The following is a 23,287-nucleotide window of genomic DNA, read 5'->3' on the forward strand; positions in this document are numbered from 1 at the left end:
GCCCGCAGGGCCCTTCGGTGCCGGGTCGTGCTACTTGAGGCCGTTGCCCATCGCGGTGATGAGCTCGCCGTTGGAGGTGTCACCGTCGAGCGACCAGAAGAACGCGCCGCCCAGGCCCTGGGCCTTGGCGTAGCTCATCTTGCCGCCGATGGTGGCCGGGGTGTCGTAGCTCCACCACTCGTTGCCGCAGTGCGCGTACGCCGTGCCCGCGATCGTGCCGGTGGCCGGGCACTTGGTCTTGAGGACCTTGTAGTCCTCGATGCCCGCCTCGTACGTGCCCGGCGCCGCGCCGGTGGCCGTGCCGCCCGGGGCCGACTGCGTGACGCCGGTCCAGCCGCGGCCGTAGAAGCCGATGCCGAGCAGCAGCTTGCTCGCCGGGACGCCCTTGCCCTTGAGCTTCTGCAGCGCCGCGTCCGTGTTGAACCCGGCCGTCGGGATGCCGGACCACGAGGTCAGCGGGGAGTGCGGAGCCGTCGGGCCCTGCGCCGCCCACGCGCCGAAGTAGTCGTAGGTCATGACGTTGTACCAGTCGAGGTACTGCGCCGCGCCGCCGTAGTCGGCCGCGTCGATCTTGCCGCCGTTCGAGCCGTCGGCCGTGATGGCCGCGGTCACCAGGTTGTTCGAGCCGAACCGGCTGCGCAGGGCCTGGATCAGCGTCTTGAACGAGCCGAAGCCGGTCGTGTCGCAGGTCAGGCCGCAGGCGTTCGGGTACTCCCAGTCGATGTCGATGCCGTCGAACACGTCCGCCCAGCGCGGGTCCTCGATCAGCTTGTAGCAGGAGTCGGCGAACGCGGCCGCGTTCTGGGCCGCCTGGCCGAAGCCGCCGGACCAGGTCCAACCGCCGAACGACCACAGCACCTTGATGTTCGGGTACATCTTCTTCAGCTTGCGCAGCTGGTTGAACGAACCGCGCAGCGCGCCGGTGTCCCACGTGTCGGCGACGCCGTCCACGGAGTTCGCGGCGGTGTACGCCATGTCGTAGTCGGCGTAGGCGTCACCGATGGTGCACTGGCCGTTCTGCACGTTGCCGAACGCGTAGTTGATGTGCGTCAGCTTCGCGGCCGAGCCGGAGGTGTGGATGTTCTTCACGTAGTACTGGCGGCCGTAGACGCCCCACTGGGTGAAGTAGCCGAGGTTCTTGCGCGAACCGACCGGCGGGTTGGAGGTGGTGGTCGTCGTCGGACCCGTAGGGGACGTCGTGGTGGTGCTCGTGGTCGTCGTGGTCGTCGTGGTGGTCGTCGTCGGGTTGGTCCCGCCGGCGTCGCACGACGCGCCGTTCAGCTTGCAGTTGGCCGGCCCGCTGAACGTGCCGGAGTAGGTCACGTTGAAGCCGAAGCTCACCGACGCGCCGACGCCGACGCTGCCGTTCCACGTGTTCTTGACCGTCACGTGCTGGCCGCTGGCGGTGTAGGAGCCGTCCCAGACCGAGCTGATCTTGTGCCCGGTGGGCAGGTCGAACTCCACCGTCCACGAGGACAAAGCGGAGGTCCCGCCGTTCTTGATCGTGTACTTGCCCTCGTAGCCGGTGCCCCAGTCCGAGCCCTTGCTGAAGGTGGCCGAGACGCCGCCCGCACCGCTGGCCGCGGGCGCGACGACCAGCCCCACCACCAACGTGGCGACCGCCACGAACAACGCTGTGACATGCCATCGGATCTTGGACATCGTGCTCCTTGTCAGGAAAGGAGTGCAGGGTTGAGGTCACCATGTGGTTCAGACCACTTCACGGTCAAGGTCTAGACCATTGTCGTCACTCGAACGGACTAGTGCGAAACCCTTCGGAACCGGTTCCGAAGGTCGGGGACCACTAAGGGTCGCTTGGCCGAAAGTCTGACCCGCACTGAGACCACGGTCCGACGTGCGACCGCCGTCCGGTGACCAGACTCGAACCCGTCGAGGGGGACTCGACGGGTTCGAGCGAGGGAGCGTCGATGGTCAAGAGGTGTATCGCCCTGGTCGCCGTGGTGGGTCTGGCGGCCGTGGGCATCGGGGGAACGGCGGTGGCCGAGCCGTCCGCCGAGGGAGCCGGTCGCATCGACCGGCAGGTCGTCCAGCAGGCGTTGGACGAGATGACGCGGACGGGCGCGCAGGGGGTGCAGGTCCGGATCACCGACGGGCGGCACCAGTTCACCGCCCGCAGCGGCACGGCGCGCGTCGACTCGTCGCGTCCCGTGCCGACCGACGGCCGGTTCCGGGTCGGCAGCATCACCAAGACGTTCGTGTCGACCGTCGTCCTGCAACTGGTCGGTGAGGGCAAGGTCGACCTGGACGCGCCGGTGCAGCGGTACCTGCCGGGCCTGCTGCCCGCGGGCGACCGGATCACCGTGCGGAACCTCCTGCAGCACACCAGCGGCCTCTACAGCTACTCGTCCGCGCTGCCGCTGACCCCGGACGGCTTCCTGGGCATCCGGTACAAGACGTGGACGCCCGCCGAGTTGGTGGCGCTGTCCACGGCCCGGCCGCTCGACTTCGAGCCCGGCACCGACTGGCGCTACTCCAACACCAACTACGTCGTCGCCGGGTTGCTGGTGGAGAAGGTCACCGGCCGGCCGTACGAGGTGGCGGTGGCGCAGCGCGTCCTGCGGCCGCTGGGGCTGGGCTCGACGTCCGTCCCCGGCACCCGCACCGAGGTGCCCGGTCCGCACGCGCACGGCTACGTCCGGGCGGGCGGCGAGGTCGTCGACATCACGGAGATCAACCCCTCGGTCGCGTACGCGGCGGGCGAGATGGTCTCCACGACGGCGGACCTGGACCGGTTCGTGGACGCGCTGCTGGACGGCCGCCTGCTCCGCCCGGAGCAGCAGCGGGAGCTGACCTCGACCCTGCCGTTCAGCAACGGGTACGGCCTGGGCTTCGAGGCGACCGAACTGCCGTGCGGCGTGACGGTCTGGGGTCATGGCGGCAGCATCCCCGGCTACAACAGCCTGATGGTCAGCACGCCGGACACCAAGACCCGGCTGACGGCGTCCCTGACGTCCGCCCCCGACCCCGGTGAGGTCGCCGGCCTCCAGGAGATGCTGAACGAGGTGTTCTGCTGACCGCCGGCTGAGGTGGGCTCACACGCCTTCCTGCTCACCCACGGGCTCGGTCGTGGTCGACAGGATCCCGACCAGGGTGTCGTCGTAGAAGTTGAGGTGCAGCGGTTTTTCGTACTGGAGGATCGCGAGGATGTCGCGGAGTTGGGCGAGGTGGAAGTGCAGCTCGATGCTGGAGGAGGTGCCCGTGTTGGCCGGCAGGGGCAATCCGTCCGCCAGGAAGCGGAATCCGCCGACGTACGAATTCGATGAATAGCAATTGATCATGACGCGGTAACCGCCCGCCCACGGTCCGGCCGCGTCGGGACCGCTGCGGTAGTAGATGAGATAGGAGTCGAAGCTCTTCTGGATCAAAGCCATGACCGCTCCTCGTCAGGCCGTTCTCCGGAGAAGCGTAGCAGCGGACCCGGTAATTCGAATCCGTGCTTGTAGGGGACGGGCGCGTCCTTTCGGGCGACTCGTGCCCGGTGGCCGACCGTCGAATTGCGGACGAAGAATAAGGCGGTGAAGGGCTTCCCGGGGTGGGTGGGAAACCCTTCACCGCCTGGTCCGACGACGTCCGGGGGCAGGACGCGTCGGGTGGGAGGGGCGCGGTGGCTGGGCGGCAGCCGCCGCACCCGGTGGTCAGGGTGACGTGGTGGCCGCGAGGGAGGGGGTGGTGGCAGCGGGGCCGGGGGTGGCAGCGGGGCCGGCGGTGGTGCCGGAGGTGGCCGGGGTGGTCGAGGTCAGGAACTTCTCCACCTGCTCGACGACGAACGCGTGGTCCTCGGCCTGGGGCAGGCCGGAGACGCCGACGGTGCCCACCATGCCGACGCCGGCGACGTTCACCGGGAACACGCCGCCGTGCGCGGCGTAGCGGGCGGGGTCCAGGAGGGAGTCCGACTCGAACGTCTTGCCGTTCGCCCGGAAGCTCTCACCGACGCGGTAGGAGCTCTGGGCGTACCGGTCGACCACCCGGCTCTTGCGGTCGATCCACTCGTCGTTGTCCGCCGAGGTGCCGGGCAGCGCGGCGTGGAACAGGCGTTGCCGCCCACGCCGCACCGAGATCGTCACCGGCAACGACCGGTCGCGGGCGGCCTGGAGCAGGAACGCGCCCAGCGCCAGCGCCACCTCGTTGTCGAACGACGTGAACACCAGCCGGGACTCCTGCTCGGCCAACGTCTCCAGCAAGCTCACAGCGAGACCACCTGTCCGGTCCGGGCGGAGGTGAACGCCGCCTCGATCACTTCCAGCGCGCGCACCGCCGACTCCGGCTCGACCGGCAGCGGGCCGCCGTCGGTCAACGCCTCGGCCAGCAGTCGGTAGAACTCCGAGTAGGCGCCGGGCAGGCCCAGGACCTCCTCGGCCCCGTCCAGCAACCCCACCCGGGCCGATGTCGACAAATCACTAAAGGGCTTCCCGGCGGCCAGGGCGTCCTCCTGGCGGTCCAGGCCGTGCGAGACGTACGCGCCGGTCGAGCCGAGCACCCGGAACCGCGGGCCGTGGTCCGGCGCGGCGGCACTGGCCCACAGGTGCGAGCGCACCCCGCTGACGTGCGTCAACGCCACGAACACGTCGTCGTCGACCTGGACGCCCGGTCGCCGCAGGTCCAGTTCGGCGTACACGGTCGACACCGGGCCGAACAGCTCCAACGCCTGGTCGACCAGGTGCGCGCCGAGGTCGTAGAGCAGCCCGCCGGCCTCCTCGGGTGCGCCGAACTCGCGCCAGTTGTCCCAGACGTCCGGCACCCAGCGCTCGAACCTCGACTCGAACCGCGCCACCGTGCCCAGCGCGCCCTCGTCCAGCAGCGCCCGCAGCGTGCGGAAGTCGCTGTCCCACCGCCGGTTCTGGAACACCGTCACCGGCACGCGCCGGTACCGCGCCGCCTGCAACACCCGCCGGGCGTCGGCCGACGTCGTCGCGAACGGCTTGTCCACCACGACCGGCAGGCCCGCCTCGATCGCCGCCAGCGCCAGCGGCACGTGGGTGCGGTTCGGAGTGGCGACCACGATCAGGTCCAGTTCGAGCTCGAACAGCTCCTCGACGGTGCGCGGCAGGGTCGCGTCGGGGTAGGTGGCCTCGGCGTGCGCCCGCCGGTCCGGGTCGGCGGTGACGACGGCGCTGAGCTCCAAGCCGGGTGTCGCGGCGATCAGCGGTGCGTGGAACACCCGGCCGGCGATGCCGTAGCCGAGCAGTCCGGTGCGGAGAGGCATGCCCTGATTAAAACAACGGTGTGTAGTAAAAGCCAGGTGCGATGATGGAGCCGTGGCCAACTTGCGCTTCCTGCGGGGGTACAACGACGCGGTGGTGCTCGGGCTGGCCAGGTCCGGGGCGGTGACCCGGGTCGAGCTCGCCGACCGCAGCGGGCTCACGCCGCAGGCGGTGTCCAAAGTGGTGAGCAGGCTCATCGGTGACGGCCTGCTGGTCGAGTCCGGCACGCGCAACGTGGGCGTCGGCAAGCCGCGCACCCTGCTCAAGCTCGTCGCGGACAGCAGGCTCGCCCTCGGGGCCCAGGTCGAGCGGGACGAGCTGCGCGTCGTGCTCACCGACCTCGCGGGCACCGTGCTGGACCGCGCGGTCGCCCCGCTGCCGCGCGACTTCGACCCGCCGACGTTCGTGGAGGAGCTGAACCGGCTGGTCGACGGCCTGCGCAGTGAACGGCTGCTCGGCGTCGGCATCGGGTTCGTCGGCCCCCTGGACCACCGCACCGGCGTGGTGCACTACCCGACCGGCCTGTCCGCGTGGCACGACGTGCCGCTGCGCGCGTTGGCCGAGCAGCGCCTCGGACTGCCGGTCGTGCTCGACAAGGACACCAACACGGCGGTCGTGGCCGAGGCGTGGCGGCGCGGCGAGCAGCTGCGCGACGCGGTGCTCGTGCTCGTCGGCACCGGGCTCGGCATCGGGATGCTGCTCGACGGCCGGGTGCACCGGGGCGTGCGCACCAACGCGGGCGAGTACGGCCACACCACCCTCCAGCTCGACGGGCCGCCGTGCGTGTGCGGGCGCAGCGGGTGCATAGAGGCGCTGCACAACCTCGCCGCCGCGCGGGGCGACCTGGTCGAGGCGACGTCCATCGTGGGTGTGGCCGTGGCCGACCTCGTGCAGCTGCTCGACATCGACCACGTGGTGCTGGCCGGCCGCGCGGTGCTCGCGGAACCCTCCGCCTACCTCGACGGCGTGCGCGCCCGGCTGCCCAAGGACGAGTGGCTCCCGGTGGACGTGTCGATCACCCCGTTGGGGGATGACGTGGTCGCGGCGGGGGCGGCGATGCTCGTCCTGAGCGAGTTCTACGGCCGTCCTCGCTGACCGCGTTCCCGACCGGATTGGACATGCCCTGCTCACGGGCACCCGTGCGGGTGATTCACTGTGCGGCATGTATGCGCTCCGGTACGCCGTCGGCACCGACCCCGGCCTGCGCCGTGAAGCGAACGAGGACTCCGTGTACTTCAGCGAACGCCTGTTCGCCGTCGCAGACGGCATGGGTGGGCACGCGTACGGTGAAGTGGCGAGTTCGATCGCGGTGGCGGTGCTGGCCGACCTCGACGTGGATGCCGACGACCCACTCGGTGAACTGGCCGGCGCGGCCCGGGAGATCGCCATCCGGCTGACCGACCTGGCCGAGGAGAACTTCGACATGCGCGGCATGGGCACCACGCTCACCGCGCTGCTGTGGGACGGCGAGCGGTTCGCCGTCGGGCACATCGGTGACTCGCGCTGCTACGTCGTCCGCGAGGCCGGGCTGACCCAGATCACCCGGGATCACACCATGGTCCAGGCGCTGGTGGACGACGGGCGGATGGCCGCCGAGCAGGCCGCCGAGCACCCCGGCCGGTCCATGCTCATGCGGGCGCTGCAGGCGGGGAGCGCGCACGACCCGGACCTGTTCTTCCAGGACGTCGAGGCGGGCGACCGGTACCTGATCTGCTCGGACGGCCTGTCCGACGTCGTGGGTGCGCCGGAGATCGCCGCGCTGCTGACCGCGTCGGAGGACGGTGAGGAGACCGTGCGGGCGCTGATCGAGGCGGCCAACGCGGGCGGCGGACCGGACAACATCACCTGCGTCGTGGTCGACGTGGTGCCGACGGGCAACTCGTCGTGGCGCCCGGCCTGGCTCGCGCCGCGCACCGAGGGCTAGAGCACCCCGTCAGGCCACCGAGACGCCGAGCAGGTCGTGCAGTGCCGCTTCGCCCGCGGGGGTGAGGCGCACGGCCCGGCCCGTGCCGACACCGCGCACCCAGTCCCGGTCGCGCAGGTGGGCGCAGACGTGCGCGCCCACCGTGCCGGCGAGGTGCGAGCGGCGCTCGGTCCAGTCCAGGCACGCCTTGGCCAGCGGACGGCGGGTGGTCGGTGGGGTGAACGCGAGCTCGTCCCGCAGCCACGTGAGGCCGTCGTCGGTGACCGCCAGGTCCTCGGTGAGCAGGCCGCGGGTCGTCATGGCGTCCGTGATGGCCACGCCCAGGCGTCCGGCCAGGTGGTCGTAGCACGTGCGGCCGCGGCGGAGGGCCTGCGAGGCGGCGGCGGCGCGGAGCGTGCGCTTGGCCGGCTCGGTCGGGCCCAGGTAGCCGAGCAGGTCTTCCAGCAGCCGCGCCTGCTTCGGGCCCGCCAGCTGGACGTAGCGGTGGCGGCCCTGCCGGCGTTCGACCAGGAGACCTCCCCGGACCAGCCGGGTCAGGTGCTCGCTGGCGGTCGAGGGCGCGACCTCGGCGGCGTCGGCCAGCTCGCCCGACGTCCACGCCCGGCCGTCCATCAGCGCGAGCAGGAACCGGGCCCGGCTGCGGTCGGCCAGCAAGGCGGCCAGGTCCGCCAGTTCGTCTGCTGCCACGGGACCATTGTGCGCCCCGGACAGTTCGGTCCGCGCCGAAGCGACGGCGGCCTACGTTGACCGCATGACTGTTCTGTCGGACGCGGTCCTGTCGGATGAGGCCTACCCGGTGCCCCCGGTGCCCTCGGCGGGGTCCGGGGTGGCGTGGTTGCGGGCTGGGGTGGCGCGGTTCAGCGAGGGGCCGGACCACGCGCGGCGGCGCGCGTCGGTCGAGCGGATGTTGTCCACTGTGGATCCGGGGTCGGTGCGGCGGCCGGGCACGCCGGTGGCGGTGCTGGCGGAGGCGCTGGGGCTGCCGCGGTCGGTCGCGTCGGACGTGGCCCTGTTGGCCGCGTGCTACCAGCCGCACGTCACCGCGACCCCCGAGGCCGACGAGGCGGTGGCCCGGCTGGTGGCCGCGTGCGGCGGGACGTGGGACGAGGAGACGGCCAACCGGATCGGGCTGCTGGTGCAGGCGTGCGACGCGACGCGGGCGTTGATCGCGGGGGTCGAGCCGCCGGTGCCAGTGACGCGGCGGGTCGCGCCGGACGGCGCGGTGGTCGAGGGGGGCCGGTTGGTCGCGTGGTTCGGCGCGGGGCGGCACGCGTGCCCGGGGCGGGCGCACGCGTTGGCGATGGCGGAGGGCTCGCGGGCGTTCCACCGGATGCACGAGGACTTCCTGGTGCTGCCGAACGCGTGGGACTTCGCGTCCGGGGCGGCCCTGGTGCGGGCCGGGTTCACGGCGGTCGGCACGACGAGCCTGGGCGTGGCGGCGGCGCACGGCCTGCCGGACGCGGCCGGGGTGGCGCGGGAGGAGACCGTGGCGCTGGCGCGGTCGTTGGTGCGGCTGCCCGTGCCGGTGACCGTGGACGTCGAGGCCGGGTTCGGCGGTGACGTGCGGGTGTTGGCGGCGGAGCTGTGGGAGCTCGGCGTGGCCGGGGTGAACGTGGAGGACGGGCGTGGGTCGGGGTTGGCCGACCCGGCGGAGCAGGCGGCGATCGTGCGGGCGTTCAAGGAGGCCGCGCCGGGGCTGTTCGTCAACGCCCGGGTCGACACGCACTGGCTGGGCGTGGACCGCGAGTCGACCCTGTCCCGCGCACGGGCGTACGTCGACGTCGGGGCCGACGGCGTGTTCATCCCGGGCCTCGCGGAGGAGCACGACATCGCCGCCGCCGTGGCCGCGATCCCCGTGCCGCTGAACGTGCTGCCCGGCCTGCCCACCCACACCCTGCGGGACCTGGGCGTGCGGCGGGTGAGCACCGGCTCGCTGCTGTTCCGCGCCGCCCTGGCCGAGACCGTCCGCACCGCCGAAGCCGTCCGTTCCGGCGCACCGACCCCGACCGGCATCCCCACCTACGCCGAGACCCAATCCCTGACCACCCCGTGAGTCCTACGTTCGTAGCGCGAGAGTCCTACGTTCACGCACCCTGAGTTGAACATTCGACCGACCAACCGGTATGCCGAGTGTTGAACTCAGGTGCTCCGAACGTAGGACTCTCGCGTGCTGAACGTAGGACTCTCGCGTCGTGGACGTAGGACTCTCGCGTCGTGGAGGTAGGACTCTCGCGAGGGGGTCAGCTGGGGTTGGCGGCGTGGGTCAGGGTCTCCCAGCCGATGAACAGGCGGTCGGTGCCGGCCGGGCGCTGGCGCTCGGTCAGCGCCTGGGTGTTGGTCATCGCGATGCCCAGGCGGGTGTGCAGGGCGTTGAACGCGACCTCGGTCGTCGGGCCGAGGGCCTGCTTGAACGACCCGCCGCACAGCCACGACGGCACGGGCTCGACGCCCAGTTGGTACTTGGCGTGCAGGCCGTAGGCGTGGCGCAGGCGCTCGCCCACCTCGCCCCAGAGGTCCTGGCCCTGGTGCCGGGCGGTCTCCGCGATGTGCGCGGCGGCGGCCAGGCCGTAACCGGTGTGGGTGAAGTCCCGGCACGTCTCCTGCGACAGGCCGTTCACGAACGTCGACTGGCCCTGCCAGTACGAGATGATCTCGTCCCGGGTGTCGATGCCGCTGCCCGGCGGCGTGCGGGGCAGCGCGCCGTCCGTGGTCAGGTAGACGTAGGCGGGCACCCGGGTGCGGAAGATCGACACCGCCTTGTCGTACACGGCCCGGTCCTCCAGGAAGACCGAGATCCCGATGGTCGCCTCCATCATGGACAGTTCCCAGTTGCCGTTCGTCGCCGGGCGGCCGTTGACGACCTCCGGCAGGTAGACGTCCCGCAGCATGGTGGCGAACCGGCCCGAGTTCGGCCAGTTGCCGTACACGTGCTTGATGATCTCGGCCGCACGGGGCCACGACGAGCCCGCCCACGCGGTCTGCAACGGCGCGTTGGTGTTGGTGTGGTCCCGGATGGTGGCCGACCACGCGTCCATGATCTCGATCGCCTTGGCCGCGTAGCGGTCGTCCCGCGTCACGTACCACGCCAACGACAGCGTGTACGCGGCCAACGCGTCCTCGCGCTCGTCGGTGCACCCGTAGTTGGGGTTGGAGTAGGACCCGCACTCCACCACCGCGCGCGGCTTCGGCACGCGGGACAGCGAGGCGAACGGGTGCGCCAGCATCTGGTCGTACGCGCCGCGCCACGGTTGCGCGCCCGCGTTGACCTTGGCGCGCACGAAGTCCAGCTGCGGCTTGCTCACCAGCACCCCGGGGTGGGTGAACGTGGCCGGTGCCGCCGACGACTGGGACGGCACCACGACCACCAGGCTGACCGCCATCAGGGCGGCGGAGAGAACCGATTTCCCACGCATGGAACGGAGTTTGTGTGGTCTGGACCACAGGCGTCAACATCGTTCACGGTGGTGAAACGACCACGTCGTCCGGTTCCGGCCGGGCGCGCTCCCGACCGTGCAGCGCGAAAGGCAGGAGCACGGCGGGCACGAGCACCAGGACCGCCACGGCGACGACCCCGCCGATCACCCACCCGGCGTACACGGCGAACGAGAACACCTCACCGCCCAGCCCCGCCACCGAGGTCACGGTCGCCCGCGCGTCACCCGTGATCCGGGCCTGCAACCGGGCTTCCGCGCTCACCCACACCAGCCGGTACGCGCCGTAGAACAGCGCGACCACCACGAGCCCCGCCGGGTGCCCGACCACGCCCGCCACGCCCAGCAGCACCGCCGCACCACCCAGCAGCAAGCCCAACGGCAGCCGCCTGCCACCGGACGCGCCACCTCCCAACGCGGCACCGGCGGCACCGGCCAGCGGGATCGCCAGCGTCGCCACCGGCACCCACGCCGGAGGCACCCGCCAGTCCGCCGCGATCAGCGGGAAGTACTCCTCGACCGCGTCGATCGCCGCCAGCGCCGCCACGACCAGCACCACCGACCGCACGCCCGGCACCCGCGCGGTCTCCGACAGGCCGGACCGCACCGCGGCCAGGTAGCTCTCGGGTTCCGGTCGCGGCGTCTCCGGCAGCCGGGTCGCCACCAGGGCCGCGCCGAGGCACGTCGCCACGCTCACCCACCCGGCGAGCGCGAAGCCGCCGACCGAGAACAGCGCGGTGGCCAGCAGCGCGGCCGGGACCTGGGCCAGCAGGCCGACCGCCGTGACGCGGCCGAGCACCCGCCCGAACTGCGCGGACGCGCCGACCGCGGCCAGGCCGTCGTGCAGCAGGGCCTCCAGCGCGCCGGACGACAGCGCGCCGCCCACGCCCCACAGCACGAACCCCGCCGCGAAACCGGCGAACCCGGGCAGCAGCGCCCACACCGCGTACCCCGCCGCCTGGCACGCGCCGGCCGCGACGACCGACCACTTCCGCGAGAACCGGTCCGCGAACGCGCCGAGCGGCACCTCCGCCACGACCGCGACCGCCGACCAGATCGCGAACAGCGCGGAGACCTCGACGTCCGACAACCCGGTGGCCACGAACAGCAGCGCGTACAGCGGGTAGATCGGCACGGTGTCGGCCAGGACGGCCCACCCCACCGCGAGGCGGGCGAGCGGCCGGGCCGGGGGCGGTAGGGGGCGTCAACCGAAGCGCACGCCCCACGCTAACCCGCCCCCGACCCGGCTGTCGCCCCATTTCAGCCGGTCACGGCCTACCCGGCCACGACCTCGTCACCGGTGACCGGCGAAGCGCCGCCCGCCCGCCGCGAGCGCCTGCCCACCACGGCGTCCACGAGCAGGAACGCCACCAGGCTCAGGCCGAGCAGCGGCACGAACCAGCCCACCGCGGCGGCCACCACCAGCACGACGACCAGCTGCGCGCGCGGCACCTTGCGCCACTGCCCGCGCGGCACCGGCCGGCCGAACCCGCGGGTCGGGCGGCGCAGCCACCACACCCGGTAGCCCAGCACCACCAGCGCCACCAGCCCCAGCCCGAGGGCCAGCAGCACGAGCTGGTTCGGCCAGCCGAACAGCACGCCCATGTGCGCGTCGATGCCCCACCGGGCCAGCTTGGCGGCCACCGGGTAGTCGGTGAACCGCACCTGGTCGGTGACCGAACCGGCGGTGATCGCGACCGCGTCCACCTGGGTCGGCCAGGAGCGGTCGATCTCGGTGACGTTCCACGCCATGCCGGCCATCGGCGGCACGGTGATCTCCACCATCGCCGCGTCGATGCCCGCGGCGCGGGCGGTGGCCAGCACGGAGTCCACCTCGCCCGGTGACGCCGGGATGGGGTCGGTCATGTCGTGCCCGGCGTGGTCGCCGCCGCCCGCGAGCGCCGGGGTGGACCAGTTCAACGCCGCACGCAGGTCGGCCACGTTCTCCCCGGCGTAGGTCGACCACGTCAGGCCGGTCGCGGACAGGAACAGCGCGCCCACCAGCACCCACAGGCCGAGCGTGGCGTGCCGCCTGGTCGTGGGCCTGGTCCGCTGCGCGCGGCGACGGCTGAACCAGAGGAACACGCCGCCCAGCGCCACCGCCCACAGCCAGGACGCGGCCAGCTCGCTGTAGAGCCGGCCGGGCTCCCCGAGCAGCAGGGTGCGGTGGAGCGAGTCGATCGTGGTGCGCAGCGGCAGCACGCCGCTGGTGCCGTAGGTCATCAGCTCACCGACGACCGCGCCGTTCGCCGGGTCGACGAACACGGTCGGGCGGGCGTCGCCGTCGGCGGCGAACAGCACGCGGGTCGTGGCACCCGGTTCGGGCGCCGGTCGGACGGCCACCGGCGCGTCGCCGGGACGGCTCGCCACCGCGGCCTTGACCTGCTGCGACAGCGGTACGGACGTGGTGGACGCGGGTACGCGGAGCTGGTCGGAGTACAGCCGGGACTCCAGTTGGGGGGTCGCGGCGTAGAGGACGCCCGTCAGGGCGGCGACGAGGACGAACGGGCCGACGAGCACGCCCGCGTAGAAGTGGAAGCGCAGCACGAGGCCGCGCCAGGACTCGGTCATGGCGAAGGGCTCCTGGGTGCGGAGGGGTGCCACCGGTCCCGGAGCGGGACGGTGGTGGGGACGCGCCGGTACCTAGGAGTGCGGTGGGCCGCGGCGGGGCAGCGCGCGGCGGCGCAGCACCTCCGACAGCGGCTGCCGGGGGTGCGCGGCGATCGGGATGCGCAGCGGCGCGAACGCGGGGACCGGGCCGAGCTTGCGCGGCAGCACGGCCGCCAGGGCGGCGGCGAGCCGGAACACGGCCTGCTCGAAGCCCGTCAGGGCCGCCACGACGACCGCTGTCGCGCCGACGTGGGCGAGCAGCACGGCCGGCGGCGGCAGCACGTCGCGCTCGTGCCGGGACAGCACGGCGAGGAACACGTGCGCGGCCACCTGCACCACGCCCACCAGGCCGAGCAGTTCGGTGAACCCGAGTTGGCGGTCGGTCAGCGGCACGCACGTCCACGCGATCGCCAGCGCGAACACCAGCACGTGCGGCAGGGGTGGCAGGTGACCGCCTCCGCTCGCGTGGGCGAGCACGGCCAGCAGACCGGTGGACAGGCCGACCGCGCCGCAGCGCAGGACGCGCGCGGCTCCTCGGGTCGGCGCCGGTGCCACGCTTGCGCAGCCTAGCGACGCGACCCCTCGGCAAGAAGGGCGAATGCGCCGCGGAGGCGGGGCTCGCCGGACTCCGTTGTCCTGGCGACCCCTGTTCCTCACGGTCCGGTCAAACTCGGTTGGAATATCTTCGGATTGGGTTGGAATATCGCCGGTCAGTTGTAGGGCATTCCACCGAACGGGCTGGTGGCCACGTCCGCGGCAGTCGTGAAGAGGGCGACCACCAGGACAGCGACGATCACTCGGCCGATTCGCATGCGTTCTCCAGTCGACAGGGTCGGGGAATTCCGGCGATTACCGTGGCAGTAGCCGGGGCGGGGTGCAGCGTAATCGGCGTGAACAAACTGCAAAATGTGCGGTAGCCAGGTTAATTGGGAAAAAATGTAACATCTTGTTAACCTGGCTACTGGGCAGTATTCTCGGAGTGTGCGCGCCGTCACACCGCGTCTCGCAGGCCGCGAGCGCGAGCTGGGATGCCTCCTGGCGCTGGTGGACGACCTGGCCCAGGGGCGGGGCAGCGTGCTGCTCGTGGAAGGTGAACCGGGGATCGGCAAAACCGCGCTGGTCCGCGCAGCGTGCGACGCGGCGGCGGCCCGGGGTTTCCGGGTGTGCCGGGGCGCGGGCGACGAGCTCGGCCGCCCCCTCCCGCTGCTGCCGCTGCTGGACGCGCTCGCCGTGGCCAGGTCGCAGAGCGCCGCGGCCACCGCCGAGCTCCTGCTGACCCGCGTGGACGACCTGTGCGCCGTCGGGCCCGTGGTGCTGGTGCTGGACGACCTGCAGTGGGCGGACGAGGCGAGCATCACGGTCTGGCGGCGGCTCGCGGGGCTGGTGCCGCAACTGCCGTTGCTGCTGATCGGCGTGCTGCGGCCGTTGCCGCGCCGGGACGACATAGTCGCGTTACGCAAGGGCGTGCCCCGGCTGCCGTTGACGCGCCTCGCACCGACCGCGGTGGTGGAGCTGACCGGCAGGCTCGCCGGTGGCACGCCCGACGAGGCGTTGGCGCGGCTGGCGGAGGACGCCGGCGGCAACCCGCTCTACCTGGTCGAGCTGGTCGAGGCGCTGTTGCGGGGCTCGGCCGTCGAGGTCGACGCCACCGGCACGGCCCGGCTGCTCGACTCCGGTGTGCCGCCGTCGCTGTCGGCCGCCATCGCGGACCGGATCGGGTTCCTCGGCGCGGACGTGCGGCGGGTGCTCGTCGCCGCCGCGCTGCTCGGCATGGACTTCCCGGTCGCGGACCTGGCCGCGGTGCTCGGCCTGCGCGTGGTGGAGCTGCTGCCCGCGTTGCAGGAGGCCACCGTCGCGGGCGTGCTGGTGGACGGCACGGCCGGCCTGTCGTTCCGGCACCCGCTGGTGCGCACCGCCCTGTACGACGAGGTGCCGGAGGCGGCGCGGGGCGCGTGGCACGCCGAGGCGGCCCGAGCGTTGGCCGACACGGGCGCGGGCGTGGACCGGGTGACCCGGCAGCTCCTCGCCGCCGACGACCGGATGCCCGACTGGGCGGCGGACTGGCTGGTCGTGCACGGCTCGATGCTCGTGGCGCACGCGCCCGAGGCCGCGGTGGACCTGTTCGCCCGGGTCGTGGTCGCGCCGAACGCCGGCGCGCGGCGCGGTGTGCTGCTGGCGCACCTGGCCGAGGCCCGGTTCCGGTTGGGCGACCACCACGGCGCGGAGGCCGTCGCGCTGGCCGGGCTGGAGCACGGGACGCTCGTGGACCTGCTCTGGACGTTGGCGCAGTGCCGCAGCATGACCGGGCGTTCGGCGGAGACGTTGGTGGAGGTGGAGCGCGCGCTGTCGGCGTCCGACCTCGCCTCGTCGGACCGCGCCCGGCTGCTCGTCGTGGCGGCCCGCGCGCACTGGGACGTCGGTGACCTGGACGACGCCGAACGGCTCGCGCGGTCCGCGCTGGTCGACGGTGACCGGTGGGCCAGGAGCTGGGCCCTGCACGTGCTCACGATCGTGGCGATGGCGCGCGGCCGGATGGCCGAGGCGCTGCCGCTGTTCGACCGGGCGCTGGCGGTGGCCATGGGTGAGCCGGCGACGTCGGACCTGCGGCTGCTGCTCCAGATCAACCAGGCCGTGACGCTGGGCGAGCTGGACCGGGGCGCGGAGGCCATCGCGTCCGCGCAGGTGGTCCGGCACGCCGCCGACCAGGTCGGCAACCTCGTGCGGCTCGGGCAGGCGCAGAGCGCGCTGGGGCAGTTGCTGCTCGACGCGGGCCGGTGGGACGAGGCGCTGGTGGACGTCGACCTCCTCTCCGACGACCTGAAGCACCCGATGGTGTCGCGGTGCGATCACGGCGTGGCAGCGTTGATCCACCTGCACCGCGGTGACGCGGCGGGCGCGCGGCGGCACCTCGACGCGGCCGGCACGGGGCTGGAAGGGCACGTGATCGGCGCGTTGGTGCTGGCCGTGAGCCTGGAGCTGGAGCAGGCCGGACGGGTGCGCGAGGCGTGGTCCGCGCTCACCGGCTGGGGGTGCGTGGAAGACCTGCTGCCGGACTTCGTGCGGCTGGCCGTGGAGGTGGGCGAGGACGCCTCGGCCGCGGTCGCGCACGCCGAGGCGCTGGCCGCCGAGCTGGACGTGCCGCACCGCCGGGCGTCCGCCGCCTACTGCCGGGCGCTGGTGTCGGCCGACCCGGTCGGGTTGCTGGGCGCGGCCGAGGAGTACCGGGTGGCGGGCCGCCCGCTGTTCCGGGCCAAGGCGTTGTCGGCGGCGGCGGAGCTGTTCGCGGCGACGGGTGACCGGTCCTCGGCCCGGGCGGCGTTGAGCCACGCGGTGGACGTGCACGCGGAGCTCGGCGCGGACTGGGACTCGACCCGCCTGCTGGCACGGTTGCGGGAGCTCGGCATCCGGCGCGGCCCGCACGCCAAGCACCGGCGGGCCACGCACGGCTGGGAGAGCCTGACGCCGATGGAGCTGAAGGTGACCGAGCTGGTGGTGTCCGGGCTGTCGAACCGGCAGATCGGTGAACGCCTGTTCCTGTCCGGGCGGACGGTCGCCACGCACGTGTCGCACGTGCTCGCGAAGCTCGGCGTGCGGTCGCGCATGGACATCGCGCGGGAGGCCCTGTCCCACGGGGTCACGGGTGTCGCGACCCCGCGGGCGACCGGTCCGGTGGGCGGCGGCCTGCGTCAGGGCTTCGGGTAGTTCTCCCGCGCCCAGGTCGCGAAGGTGCGCGGCGGGAGGCCCAGGACTTCCGCCACGTCGTCGGACAGCAGCGACGCGTCGTTGCCGCTGCGCACCGCGCGCAGGCTCTCCGCGTACACGGCGGGCAGGCTCTCCAGCGGGATGTCCACAGTGGACAGCTCGCGGCCCAGCACCTCCGACAGCACGGCCACCTGCTCGGGCACGCCCAGCAGTTCCGGTCCGGTGAGGGTGTAGGTGCGGCCGTGGTGGTCGTCGACCAGGGCGGCCACCGCCACCTCGGCCAGGTCGCGCGGGTCGACGACGCCGAGCCGGGTCGTGCCCATCGGGTTCGGCACGGGTTCGCCGGCGGCGATCCGCGGCGCCCACTGCAACGAGTTCGACGCGAACACGCTCGGCCGCAGCACCGTCCACCGCGGGAACCAGCGGGTGGCGTCCTCGCCGGGCCGGTGCCACCCGGCGACCGGGCCGATCGGGATCGACGACAGCTTCACGACCTTCGCCACCCCCGCGCGCTTCGCCGCGTCGAGCACGGCCAGGTCGTAGGCGGGCAGGTCGGCGCTGCCGGGACCGAGCAGGAACACCGCGTCCACGCCCTCGACGGCCCGGTCCAGGGACGCCGGGTCGGTGTGGTCGCCGTGCACCTGGTCGCCGGTCGGCGTGCGGGACATGGCGCGGAAGGCGACCCCGCGGTCGGTGAGGAGGCGGACGACTTCACGGCCGGTGGTGCCGGTGGCACCCGTGATCAGCAACATGGGACGAGTCTCGGCCGCGGGCGCCGGGAACGTCTTGGACGTTTCGGTGGTTGTCGTGGGCGTGGAAGAGCGCTTGCGGCCGTGGGTGGCCGGGATCGGCACCCAGTCGTTCACCGAGACCACGTACGTCCACGCGCCGGACACGGCCACCTCGCTGGTCGTGTGCACGGAGTCGGAGGGCGCGTTCGTGGTCGGGCCGCGCGCCCGTGCCCGCTACGGCGTCGGGCGGCAGGCGCAGCGGACGGTCGTGCGGTTGACGCCGGGCCGCGCGCAGGCGGTGCTGGACGTGCCGGTGGACGAGCTGGTCGACCAGGCCGTGCCGTTGAGCGAGGTGTGGGGCCGGCCGGTGGGCGACGTGGCCGCGTTGCGGTCGGCGCTGCTCAGCCGGGTCGCGTCGGCCGACCCGAGGCGGTCGGACCTCGTGCACGCGGCGGCACGGCTGCTGCGCACGCGGGGCGTGGCGGAGACGGCGCTGGCGCTGGGCGTCAGCGAACGGCACCTGCGGACGTTGTTCACCAGGGCGGTCGGGTTGTCGCCCAAGCAGTTCGCGCGCGTCGACCGGGTGCGGCGGGTGGTGGCGCGGGGCGGGAGCGGCGGGTGGGCGCGGCTGGCGGCGGAGCTGGGCTACTACGACCAGGCCCACCTGAGCCGGGAGTTCCGGGCCACGATGGGCGTGCCGCCGGGCGCGTACCTGGCGGGCGACCTGCCCGCCGCCACCCACTGCTAGCGGTCGGGCTGGCCCCGGGGGCGCCCCACGGCGGACGACGTGATCCAGACCGACTGCACCACCAGGCCCGCCACCGCGACCCACAACGCCGCCCGGTTGCCCAGCCGGTCGGCCAGGACCCCGCCGAGCAGCGCGCCGAACACGATCACGCCCCGGTTGACCGACCGCATGGTGGCGTTCGTCCGGCCCTGCAACCGGTCCGGCGTGATCGACTGCCGGTAGGCCATCTCCAGCGGCCCGTCCAGGCCGATCGACAGGAAGAACACGAACTGCGCCGCGCACAGCAGCGCGAACCCGCTCGCGCTCGCCGTGGCCAACGGGACCAGCGCGTAGGCCACGGGGGTGAGCCAGTGGGCCGCCACGATCACCGGCCCGGCCCCGAACCGCCGTCCCGTTCGACCGGACAGCGACGCGCCGATCAGCCCGCCGACGCCGCCGACGGCGTACGTCACGCCGAACTGGAACGGGTCGAAGCCCAGCTCGTCCAGCACGAGCACGGTGTAGACCGCGCCGACCATCGACGTGCACAGGAACCACGCGTGCCCGGTGAGCGCCATCGGCCGCAGCACCTCGTGCCGGTAGACCCACCGCAGGCCCTCGCGCACCTCGGCGCGCAGGTCGCGCTCCGCCGCGCGGACCGGCCGCTCCGGCGTGCGGAGGGTGGCCAGCACCAGCCCGGACGCCAGGTAGGTGACGGCGTCCACGAGGATCGCGAGCGGTCCGCCGATCAGCTTGACCAGCGCGCCGGCGCCGAGCGGACCGAGGCCCTGCGCGGCGGCCCTGGTCTGCTCCAGCCGGGCGTTGGCGTCGGTGAGCTCCGCCGTGGGCACGAGCAGCGGCAGGAACGACTGGTGCGCCGCGTCGTAGCACAGGGACAACGTCCCGAACACGAACACCAGCGCGAGCAGCAACGGCATGGTGAGCGTGCCGGTGAAGGCCGCCGCCGGGATGAGGGCCAGCACGGCGGCGCGGCCCAGGTCGGCCGCGACCAGCACGGGCAGCCTGCGGCGGCGGTCCAGGAGCGCGCCCGCGACCAGGCCGAACAGCAGGTACGGCAACCAGCGTGCCGCGTCGAGCGCGCCCACCGCCGTCGCGGACGCGCCCAGCGTCAGCACCGCGATGGTCTTCAACGCCAACGTCGTGACGTGCGCGCCCGCCAACGACACCGTGTCGGCCGCCCAGAACCGCGCGAACCCCCGGTGCCCGAGCAGCTTCCCCTCCGCCATGCCGACCACCCCCGCGGCCAGCCTCCCAAACGCCCGCGCGCGCCGGGAGCCCCCGACACCTCAGCGGTCCGTCCAGCGGTTCAGCGCCCGGCCGATGAGGCGTGCGGCGTCGGGGAACCGGTCGGGCGCCGGGCCCGCGTAGTTCAGCCGGATGAAGGAGCCGGACGGCTCGGCGGGGAACCACTCGACGCCGGACACCACCAGCACGCCCTCGGCCTCGCAGTCGCGGGCCAGGCGGTCGGTGTCGGTGCCGTCGGGCAGCCGGGCCCACAGGTTCAGCCCGCCGGGCGGCACGTGGTCGAGGTGCGCGTCCGGCACGTGCTCGGCCAGGCTGTCGACCAGCAGGTCACGCCTCGCCCGCAGAGCGCGGCGCAGGTCGCGCAGGTGGGTGCGCCACCCCGGCTGGGTGACCACTTCGAGCGCCGCGGCCTGCAACAACCCGCTCACGTACATCGACTCCGCGCCCCGGTCGGCGAGGATGCGGTCGCGCGCCGGACCGCGGGCGACGACGGCGGCGACCCGCACGGCCGGCGACACGCTCTTGGTCAACGAGCGCAGGTAGACGACGTGGCCCGCGTCGTCGAGCGGCGCGACGGGACGGGCCGCGGTGTCGATGCCGAAGTCGTGGGCCCAGTCGTCCTCCACGAGGAACGCCCCGTGCGCCCGGACGACGTCGAGGACCTGCTCGACCAGCCGGGGCGACCACTGCGCGCCGGTGGGGTTGGCGTAGTTGGGCTGCGCGTAGAACACCCGCGCCCCGGTCTCCTCGAACGCGCGCGCCAGCTCGTCCGGGTCCGGCCCGCCCGCCCCGCTGGGCACCGGGACGACCCGCACCCCGGCCTGCGCCGCGGCCAGGATCGCGCCCCAGTAGCCGGGGGACTCCACGAGCAGCGGCCGACCGGAGCCGACCAGCGAGCGGAAGATCGAGCTGAGCCCGCTCTGGCTGCCGGGCAGCACGACGACGTCGCGCGGCGCGGGCGGGGTGACGCCGCTCGGGGTGGCCTCGGCCAGTTCGGTGGCGAACCACGCCCGCAGCTCCGGCAGCCCGGCGGTGGGCGACTTGACCAGCGCCGCGTCACCTCGGGCGGCACGGCCGAGCGCGGCGCGCACCAGCCGGGCGGGCACCAGCTCGCGGTCCGGGTAGCCCGCGTGCAGACCGATCACGTCGGGCGTGCTGTCGCGCAGCGGCGTGGCCAGGGTGGGGAGGCGGGCCCGCGGCGGGCGCAGCGCGGCGGTCTGCCAGGTGTAGTCCGGTGGCCGCACGGTCCGCGTGGCGCGGACGAACGTGCCCACGCCGGGGCGTGACTCGACCAGCCCGAGCGCGCTCAGCGCGTGCACCGCCTTCTGGACCGTGACCGGGCTCGCGCCGTACTGCGCCATCAACGCCCGGTTGGACGGGACCCGGGCACCGGGAGGCGCTTGCGCGATCCACTCGCGCAGGCCGGCCACGATGCGTGCGCTGCTATCGTTGGACATGTCGGCACATGATAGCGTTACTGAGAAAGCACCCGTGGTGCTATCTCGCACGGGTCTGGGCTGGGGCCTGCTGGGCGTGGTGGCGTTCTCGTTCACCATGCCGTTCACCCGGGTCGCCGTCGGCAGCCTGTCACCGCTGTTCGTCGGTTCCGCGCGGGCCGTCGTCGCGGCGCTGCTCGCCGCCGCCGCGCTCGTCCTGACCCGGCAGCCCCGACCCACCGGCCGGCAGTGGTGGCGGCTGGCCGTGGTCGCCGGCGGTGTCGTGCTCGGCTTCCCGCTGCTGACGTCCTACGCGCTGACCACCGCGTCGGCCGGTCACGGCGCTGTGGTGATCGCGCTGGTCCCGGCGGCGACGGCGGTCATGGCCGTGGTCCGCGGCCAGGAGCGACCGCCGCCCGCGTTCTGGGTCACGGCCGCGGCCGGTGGTCTCGCCGCGCTGGCGTTCACGTCGGCGCAGGGCGGCGGGTTCGGCCGGCTGCACTGGTCGGACCTGCTGCTGTTCTGCGCGGTCGCGGCGGTGGCGGTCGGGTACGCGGAGGGCGGGCTGCTCGCCCGCGAGCTGGGCTCCTGGCAGACGGTGTCCTGGGCGCTCGTGCTGTCCTCGCCGGTGATGGTCGTGCTGGTGGCCGTCTCGGTGGCCGGGCGGACGCCGTCGGGCACGCCGGCGCAGTGGGCCGCGTTCGCCTACCTGGCCGTGGTGAGCATGTTCCTCGCCTTCTTCGCCTGGTACCGCGGTCTGGCGATCGGTCCGATGGCGACGGTCAGCCAGGTGCAGCTGGTCCAGCCCGTGCTGACCATCGCCTGGGCGGCGTCCCTGCTGCACGAGGAGCTGACCTGGCCGACCGTGGCGGGTGGGGTGGCCGTCGTCCTCTGCGCGGGTCTGGCGGTGCGCATCCGGCTGGACCGCGCACGGCGCTAGCAGGCGGCGGCGCGGTCCAGCAGGAGCTTGCGCTCGCGCTCGTTGCGGGTCAGCCCGGCCGCCCGCTCGAACTCCTCCCGCGCCTCGGCGTGGCGGCCCAGCTTGGCCAGCAGGTCACCGCGCACGCTCGGCAGCAGGTGGTAGCCCTTCAGCGCGGGCTCGTCCACCAGCTCGTCCACCAGCTCCAGCCCGACCTCCGGGCCGAAGGCCATCCCGATCGCCACCGCGTGGTTCAGCTCCACGACCGGTGACGGCGCGACCAGCGACAACGCCTCGTACAGGCCCGCGATGCGGGTCCAGTCGGTGTCCTCCGGCACGCGTGCCCGCGCGTGGCACGCGGCGATGGCCGCCTGGAGGGCGTACGGTCCGCCGGCGCCGCCCAGCGACTCGGCCCTCGCCAACGACGCCAGCCCGCGCCGGATCAGCAGCTGGTCCCAGCGCGCCCGGTTCTGCTCCAGCAGCAGCACGGGTTCGCCGTTCGGCCCCACGCGCGCCCTGGCCCGGGACGACTGGATCTCCAGCAGCGCCACCAGGCCGTGCACCTCGGGCTCGCGCGGCATCAGGCCGGCCAGCACGCGGGCCAGCCGCACCGCGTCCTCGCACAGCGCCGGGCGCATCCAGTCGTCGCCCGCGGTGGCCGAGTACCCCTCGTTGAAGATCAGGTAGATCACGCCCAGCACGGCCGCCAGCCGGGCGTCCAGCTCGTCCTCCGCCGGGACCTCGAACGGGACGTCCGCCTTGGCCAGCGCCTTCTTCGCCCGCACGATCCGCTGCGCCACGGTCGCCTCGGGCACCAGGAACGCGCGGGCGATCTCGTCGGTGGTCAGGCCGCCGAGCAGGCGCAGGGTCAACGCCACCTGCGCCTCGGTGGACAGCACCGGGTGGCACGCGGTGAACACCAGGCGCAGCAGGTCGTCGTCGATGTCACCGACCGCCGCCCCGGCGTCCGGCACGTGGTCGGCCCCGGTGTCGCGGCCGATCTGCTCCAGCTTGCGCTGGTAGTTCCGGCCGCGCCGGATCAGGTCGACGGCCCGGTTCTTCGCCGCCGTCATCAGCCACGCGCCGGGGTTGCGCGGCACGCCGTGCTCAGGCCACTGCTCCAGTGCGCTGACCAGCGCGTCCTGGGCCAGCTCCTCGGCCAGCCCGACGTCGCGCACCATCCGCGCCAACCCGGCGATCAGGCGGGCGGACTCGATGCGCCACACCGCCTCGACCGCGCGACGCGCATCGGTAGCCATCACGACCCGGGATCAGATCAGCTACCGATGCGCGTCGGCAAGCGGGTGCGGTGCGCCGCC

General features: G+C 73.4%; 19 protein-coding genes and 1 pseudogene. 7 read left to right on the forward strand and 13 right to left on the reverse strand.

Features of this window, described 5'->3' with window-relative positions; all coding sequences use genetic code 11:
• Positions 1-30: 30 nt before the first annotated feature.
• Complete coding sequence (locus AB0G02_RS04790) at positions 31-1,662, reverse strand: glycosyl hydrolase family 18 protein (protein ID WP_360789390.1); 1,632 nt, start codon at positions 1,660-1,662, stop codon at positions 31-33.
• Positions 1,663-1,928: 266 nt separating this feature from the next.
• Between AB0G02_RS04790 and AB0G02_RS04795 the strand changes: the two genes are divergently transcribed.
• Entirely contained in the window at positions 1,929-3,035 is a 1,107-nt protein-coding gene (locus tag AB0G02_RS04795; protein WP_360789393.1) for a serine hydrolase domain-containing protein, read from the forward strand.
• Positions 3,036-3,053: 18 nt separating this feature from the next.
• Here AB0G02_RS04795 and AB0G02_RS04800 read toward each other — a convergent pair whose 3' ends face one another.
• From AB0G02_RS04800 to AB0G02_RS04810, 3 genes and pseudogenes are all read right to left on the reverse strand, one after another.
• Positions 3,054-3,392 (reverse strand): hypothetical protein, encoded by a 339-nt coding sequence (locus tag AB0G02_RS04800; RefSeq protein WP_360789396.1) that lies wholly within the window; start codon positions 3,390-3,392, stop codon positions 3,054-3,056.
• 360 nt (positions 3,393-3,752) lie between these two features.
• Positions 3,753-4,208, reverse strand: a pseudogene (locus AB0G02_RS04805) (heme-degrading domain-containing protein); the annotation flags it as partial.
• Complete coding sequence (locus AB0G02_RS04810) at positions 4,205-5,224, reverse strand: Gfo/Idh/MocA family oxidoreductase (protein WP_360789399.1); 1,020 nt, start codon at positions 5,222-5,224, stop codon at positions 4,205-4,207. The gene AB0G02_RS04810 and the pseudogene AB0G02_RS04805, both read right to left, overlap by 4 nt.
• 52 nt (positions 5,225-5,276) lie before the next feature.
• Between AB0G02_RS04810 and AB0G02_RS04815 the strand changes: the two genes are divergently transcribed.
• The gene (locus AB0G02_RS04815) at positions 5,277-6,317 is read left to right on the forward strand and encodes an ROK family protein (protein WP_360789403.1); all 1,041 of its coding nucleotides are present in this window, start codon (positions 5,277-5,279) and stop codon (positions 6,315-6,317) included.
• Positions 6,318-6,384: 67 nt separating this feature from the next.
• A complete protein-coding gene (locus tag AB0G02_RS04820) occupies positions 6,385-7,146 on the forward strand; it encodes a protein phosphatase 2C domain-containing protein (RefSeq protein ID WP_360789406.1) in 762 nt (253 codons plus the stop codon).
• Between the two features lie 9 nt (positions 7,147-7,155).
• Here the strand turns inward: AB0G02_RS04820 and AB0G02_RS04825 are convergent, their stop codons facing one another.
• Positions 7,156-7,833: a winged helix-turn-helix domain-containing protein gene (locus AB0G02_RS04825; RefSeq protein ID WP_360789409.1), complete on the reverse strand. Its 678-nt coding sequence runs from the start codon at positions 7,831-7,833 to the stop codon at positions 7,156-7,158.
• Positions 7,834-7,897: 64 nt separating this feature from the next.
• Here AB0G02_RS04825 and AB0G02_RS04830 point away from each other — a divergent pair, with 64 nt between their 5' ends.
• On the forward strand, positions 7,898-9,199 hold the full coding sequence (locus AB0G02_RS04830; RefSeq protein ID WP_360789412.1) for an isocitrate lyase/phosphoenolpyruvate mutase family protein: 1,302 nt from the start codon (positions 7,898-7,900) through the stop codon (positions 9,197-9,199).
• A 187-nt stretch (positions 9,200-9,386) separates the two neighbouring features.
• Here the strand turns inward: AB0G02_RS04830 and AB0G02_RS04835 are convergent, their stop codons facing one another.
• The 4 genes from AB0G02_RS04835 to AB0G02_RS04850 form a co-directional block, all read right to left on the reverse strand.
• Positions 9,387-10,559 (reverse strand): alginate lyase family protein, encoded by a 1,173-nt coding sequence (locus AB0G02_RS04835; RefSeq protein WP_360789415.1) that lies wholly within the window; start codon positions 10,557-10,559, stop codon positions 9,387-9,389.
• Between the two features lie 43 nt (positions 10,560-10,602).
• Entirely contained in the window at positions 10,603-11,739 is a 1,137-nt protein-coding gene (locus AB0G02_RS04840; protein WP_360789418.1) for an MFS transporter, read from the reverse strand.
• A 113-nt stretch (positions 11,740-11,852) separates the two neighbouring features.
• Positions 11,853-13,148: a PepSY domain-containing protein gene (locus tag AB0G02_RS04845; RefSeq protein WP_360789421.1), complete on the reverse strand. Its 1,296-nt coding sequence runs from the start codon at positions 13,146-13,148 to the stop codon at positions 11,853-11,855.
• A gap of 72 nt (positions 13,149-13,220) precedes the next feature.
• Positions 13,221-13,742: a hypothetical protein gene (locus AB0G02_RS04850; protein WP_360789423.1), complete on the reverse strand. Its 522-nt coding sequence runs from the start codon at positions 13,740-13,742 to the stop codon at positions 13,221-13,223.
• Positions 13,743-14,168: 426 nt separating this feature from the next.
• Here AB0G02_RS04850 and AB0G02_RS04855 point away from each other — a divergent pair, with 426 nt between their 5' ends.
• On the forward strand, positions 14,169-16,889 hold the full coding sequence (locus tag AB0G02_RS04855) for an AAA family ATPase (protein WP_360789426.1): 2,721 nt from the start codon (positions 14,169-14,171) through the stop codon (positions 16,887-16,889).
• Here AB0G02_RS04855 and AB0G02_RS04860 read toward each other — a convergent pair.
• Complete coding sequence (locus tag AB0G02_RS04860; protein ID WP_360789429.1) at positions 16,874-17,641, reverse strand: NAD(P)H-binding protein; 768 nt, start codon at positions 17,639-17,641, stop codon at positions 16,874-16,876. The genes AB0G02_RS04855 and AB0G02_RS04860 overlap by 16 nt on opposite strands.
• Before the next feature lie 55 nt (positions 17,642-17,696).
• On the opposite strand from AB0G02_RS04860, the gene AB0G02_RS04865 reads away from it, so the two are divergent.
• On the forward strand, positions 17,697-18,368 hold the full coding sequence (locus AB0G02_RS04865; RefSeq protein ID WP_360789432.1) for an AraC family transcriptional regulator: 672 nt from the start codon (positions 17,697-17,699) through the stop codon (positions 18,366-18,368).
• On the opposite strand, the gene AB0G02_RS04870 is transcribed toward AB0G02_RS04865, so the two are convergent.
• Together AB0G02_RS04870 and AB0G02_RS04875 are read right to left on the reverse strand one after the other, a co-directional pair.
• Positions 18,365-19,594: an MFS transporter gene (locus AB0G02_RS04870; protein WP_360789435.1), complete on the reverse strand. Its 1,230-nt coding sequence runs from the start codon at positions 19,592-19,594 to the stop codon at positions 18,365-18,367. The two genes, AB0G02_RS04865 and AB0G02_RS04870, sit on opposite strands and share 4 nt — an antisense overlap.
• 60 nt (positions 19,595-19,654) lie before the next feature.
• Complete coding sequence (locus AB0G02_RS04875; RefSeq protein ID WP_360789438.1) at positions 19,655-21,070, reverse strand: PLP-dependent aminotransferase family protein; 1,416 nt, start codon at positions 21,068-21,070, stop codon at positions 19,655-19,657.
• Positions 21,071-21,107: 37 nt separating this feature from the next.
• Between AB0G02_RS04875 and AB0G02_RS04880 the strand changes: the two genes are divergently transcribed.
• The gene (locus AB0G02_RS04880; protein WP_360789440.1) at positions 21,108-21,989 is read left to right on the forward strand and encodes a DMT family transporter; all 882 of its coding nucleotides are present in this window, start codon (positions 21,108-21,110) and stop codon (positions 21,987-21,989) included.
• Here the strand turns inward: AB0G02_RS04880 and AB0G02_RS04885 are convergent.
• Positions 21,986-23,227, reverse strand: coding sequence for an RNA polymerase sigma factor (locus tag AB0G02_RS04885; RefSeq protein WP_360789443.1), 1,242 nt, complete (start codon positions 23,225-23,227; stop codon positions 21,986-21,988). The genes AB0G02_RS04880 and AB0G02_RS04885 overlap by 4 nt on opposite strands.
• Positions 23,228-23,287: the final 60 nt, after the last annotated feature.

The sequence above is a fragment of the Actinosynnema sp. NPDC023658 genome, assembly GCF_040639995.1.
GTDB lineage: Bacteria > Actinomycetota > Actinomycetes > Mycobacteriales > Pseudonocardiaceae > Actinosynnema.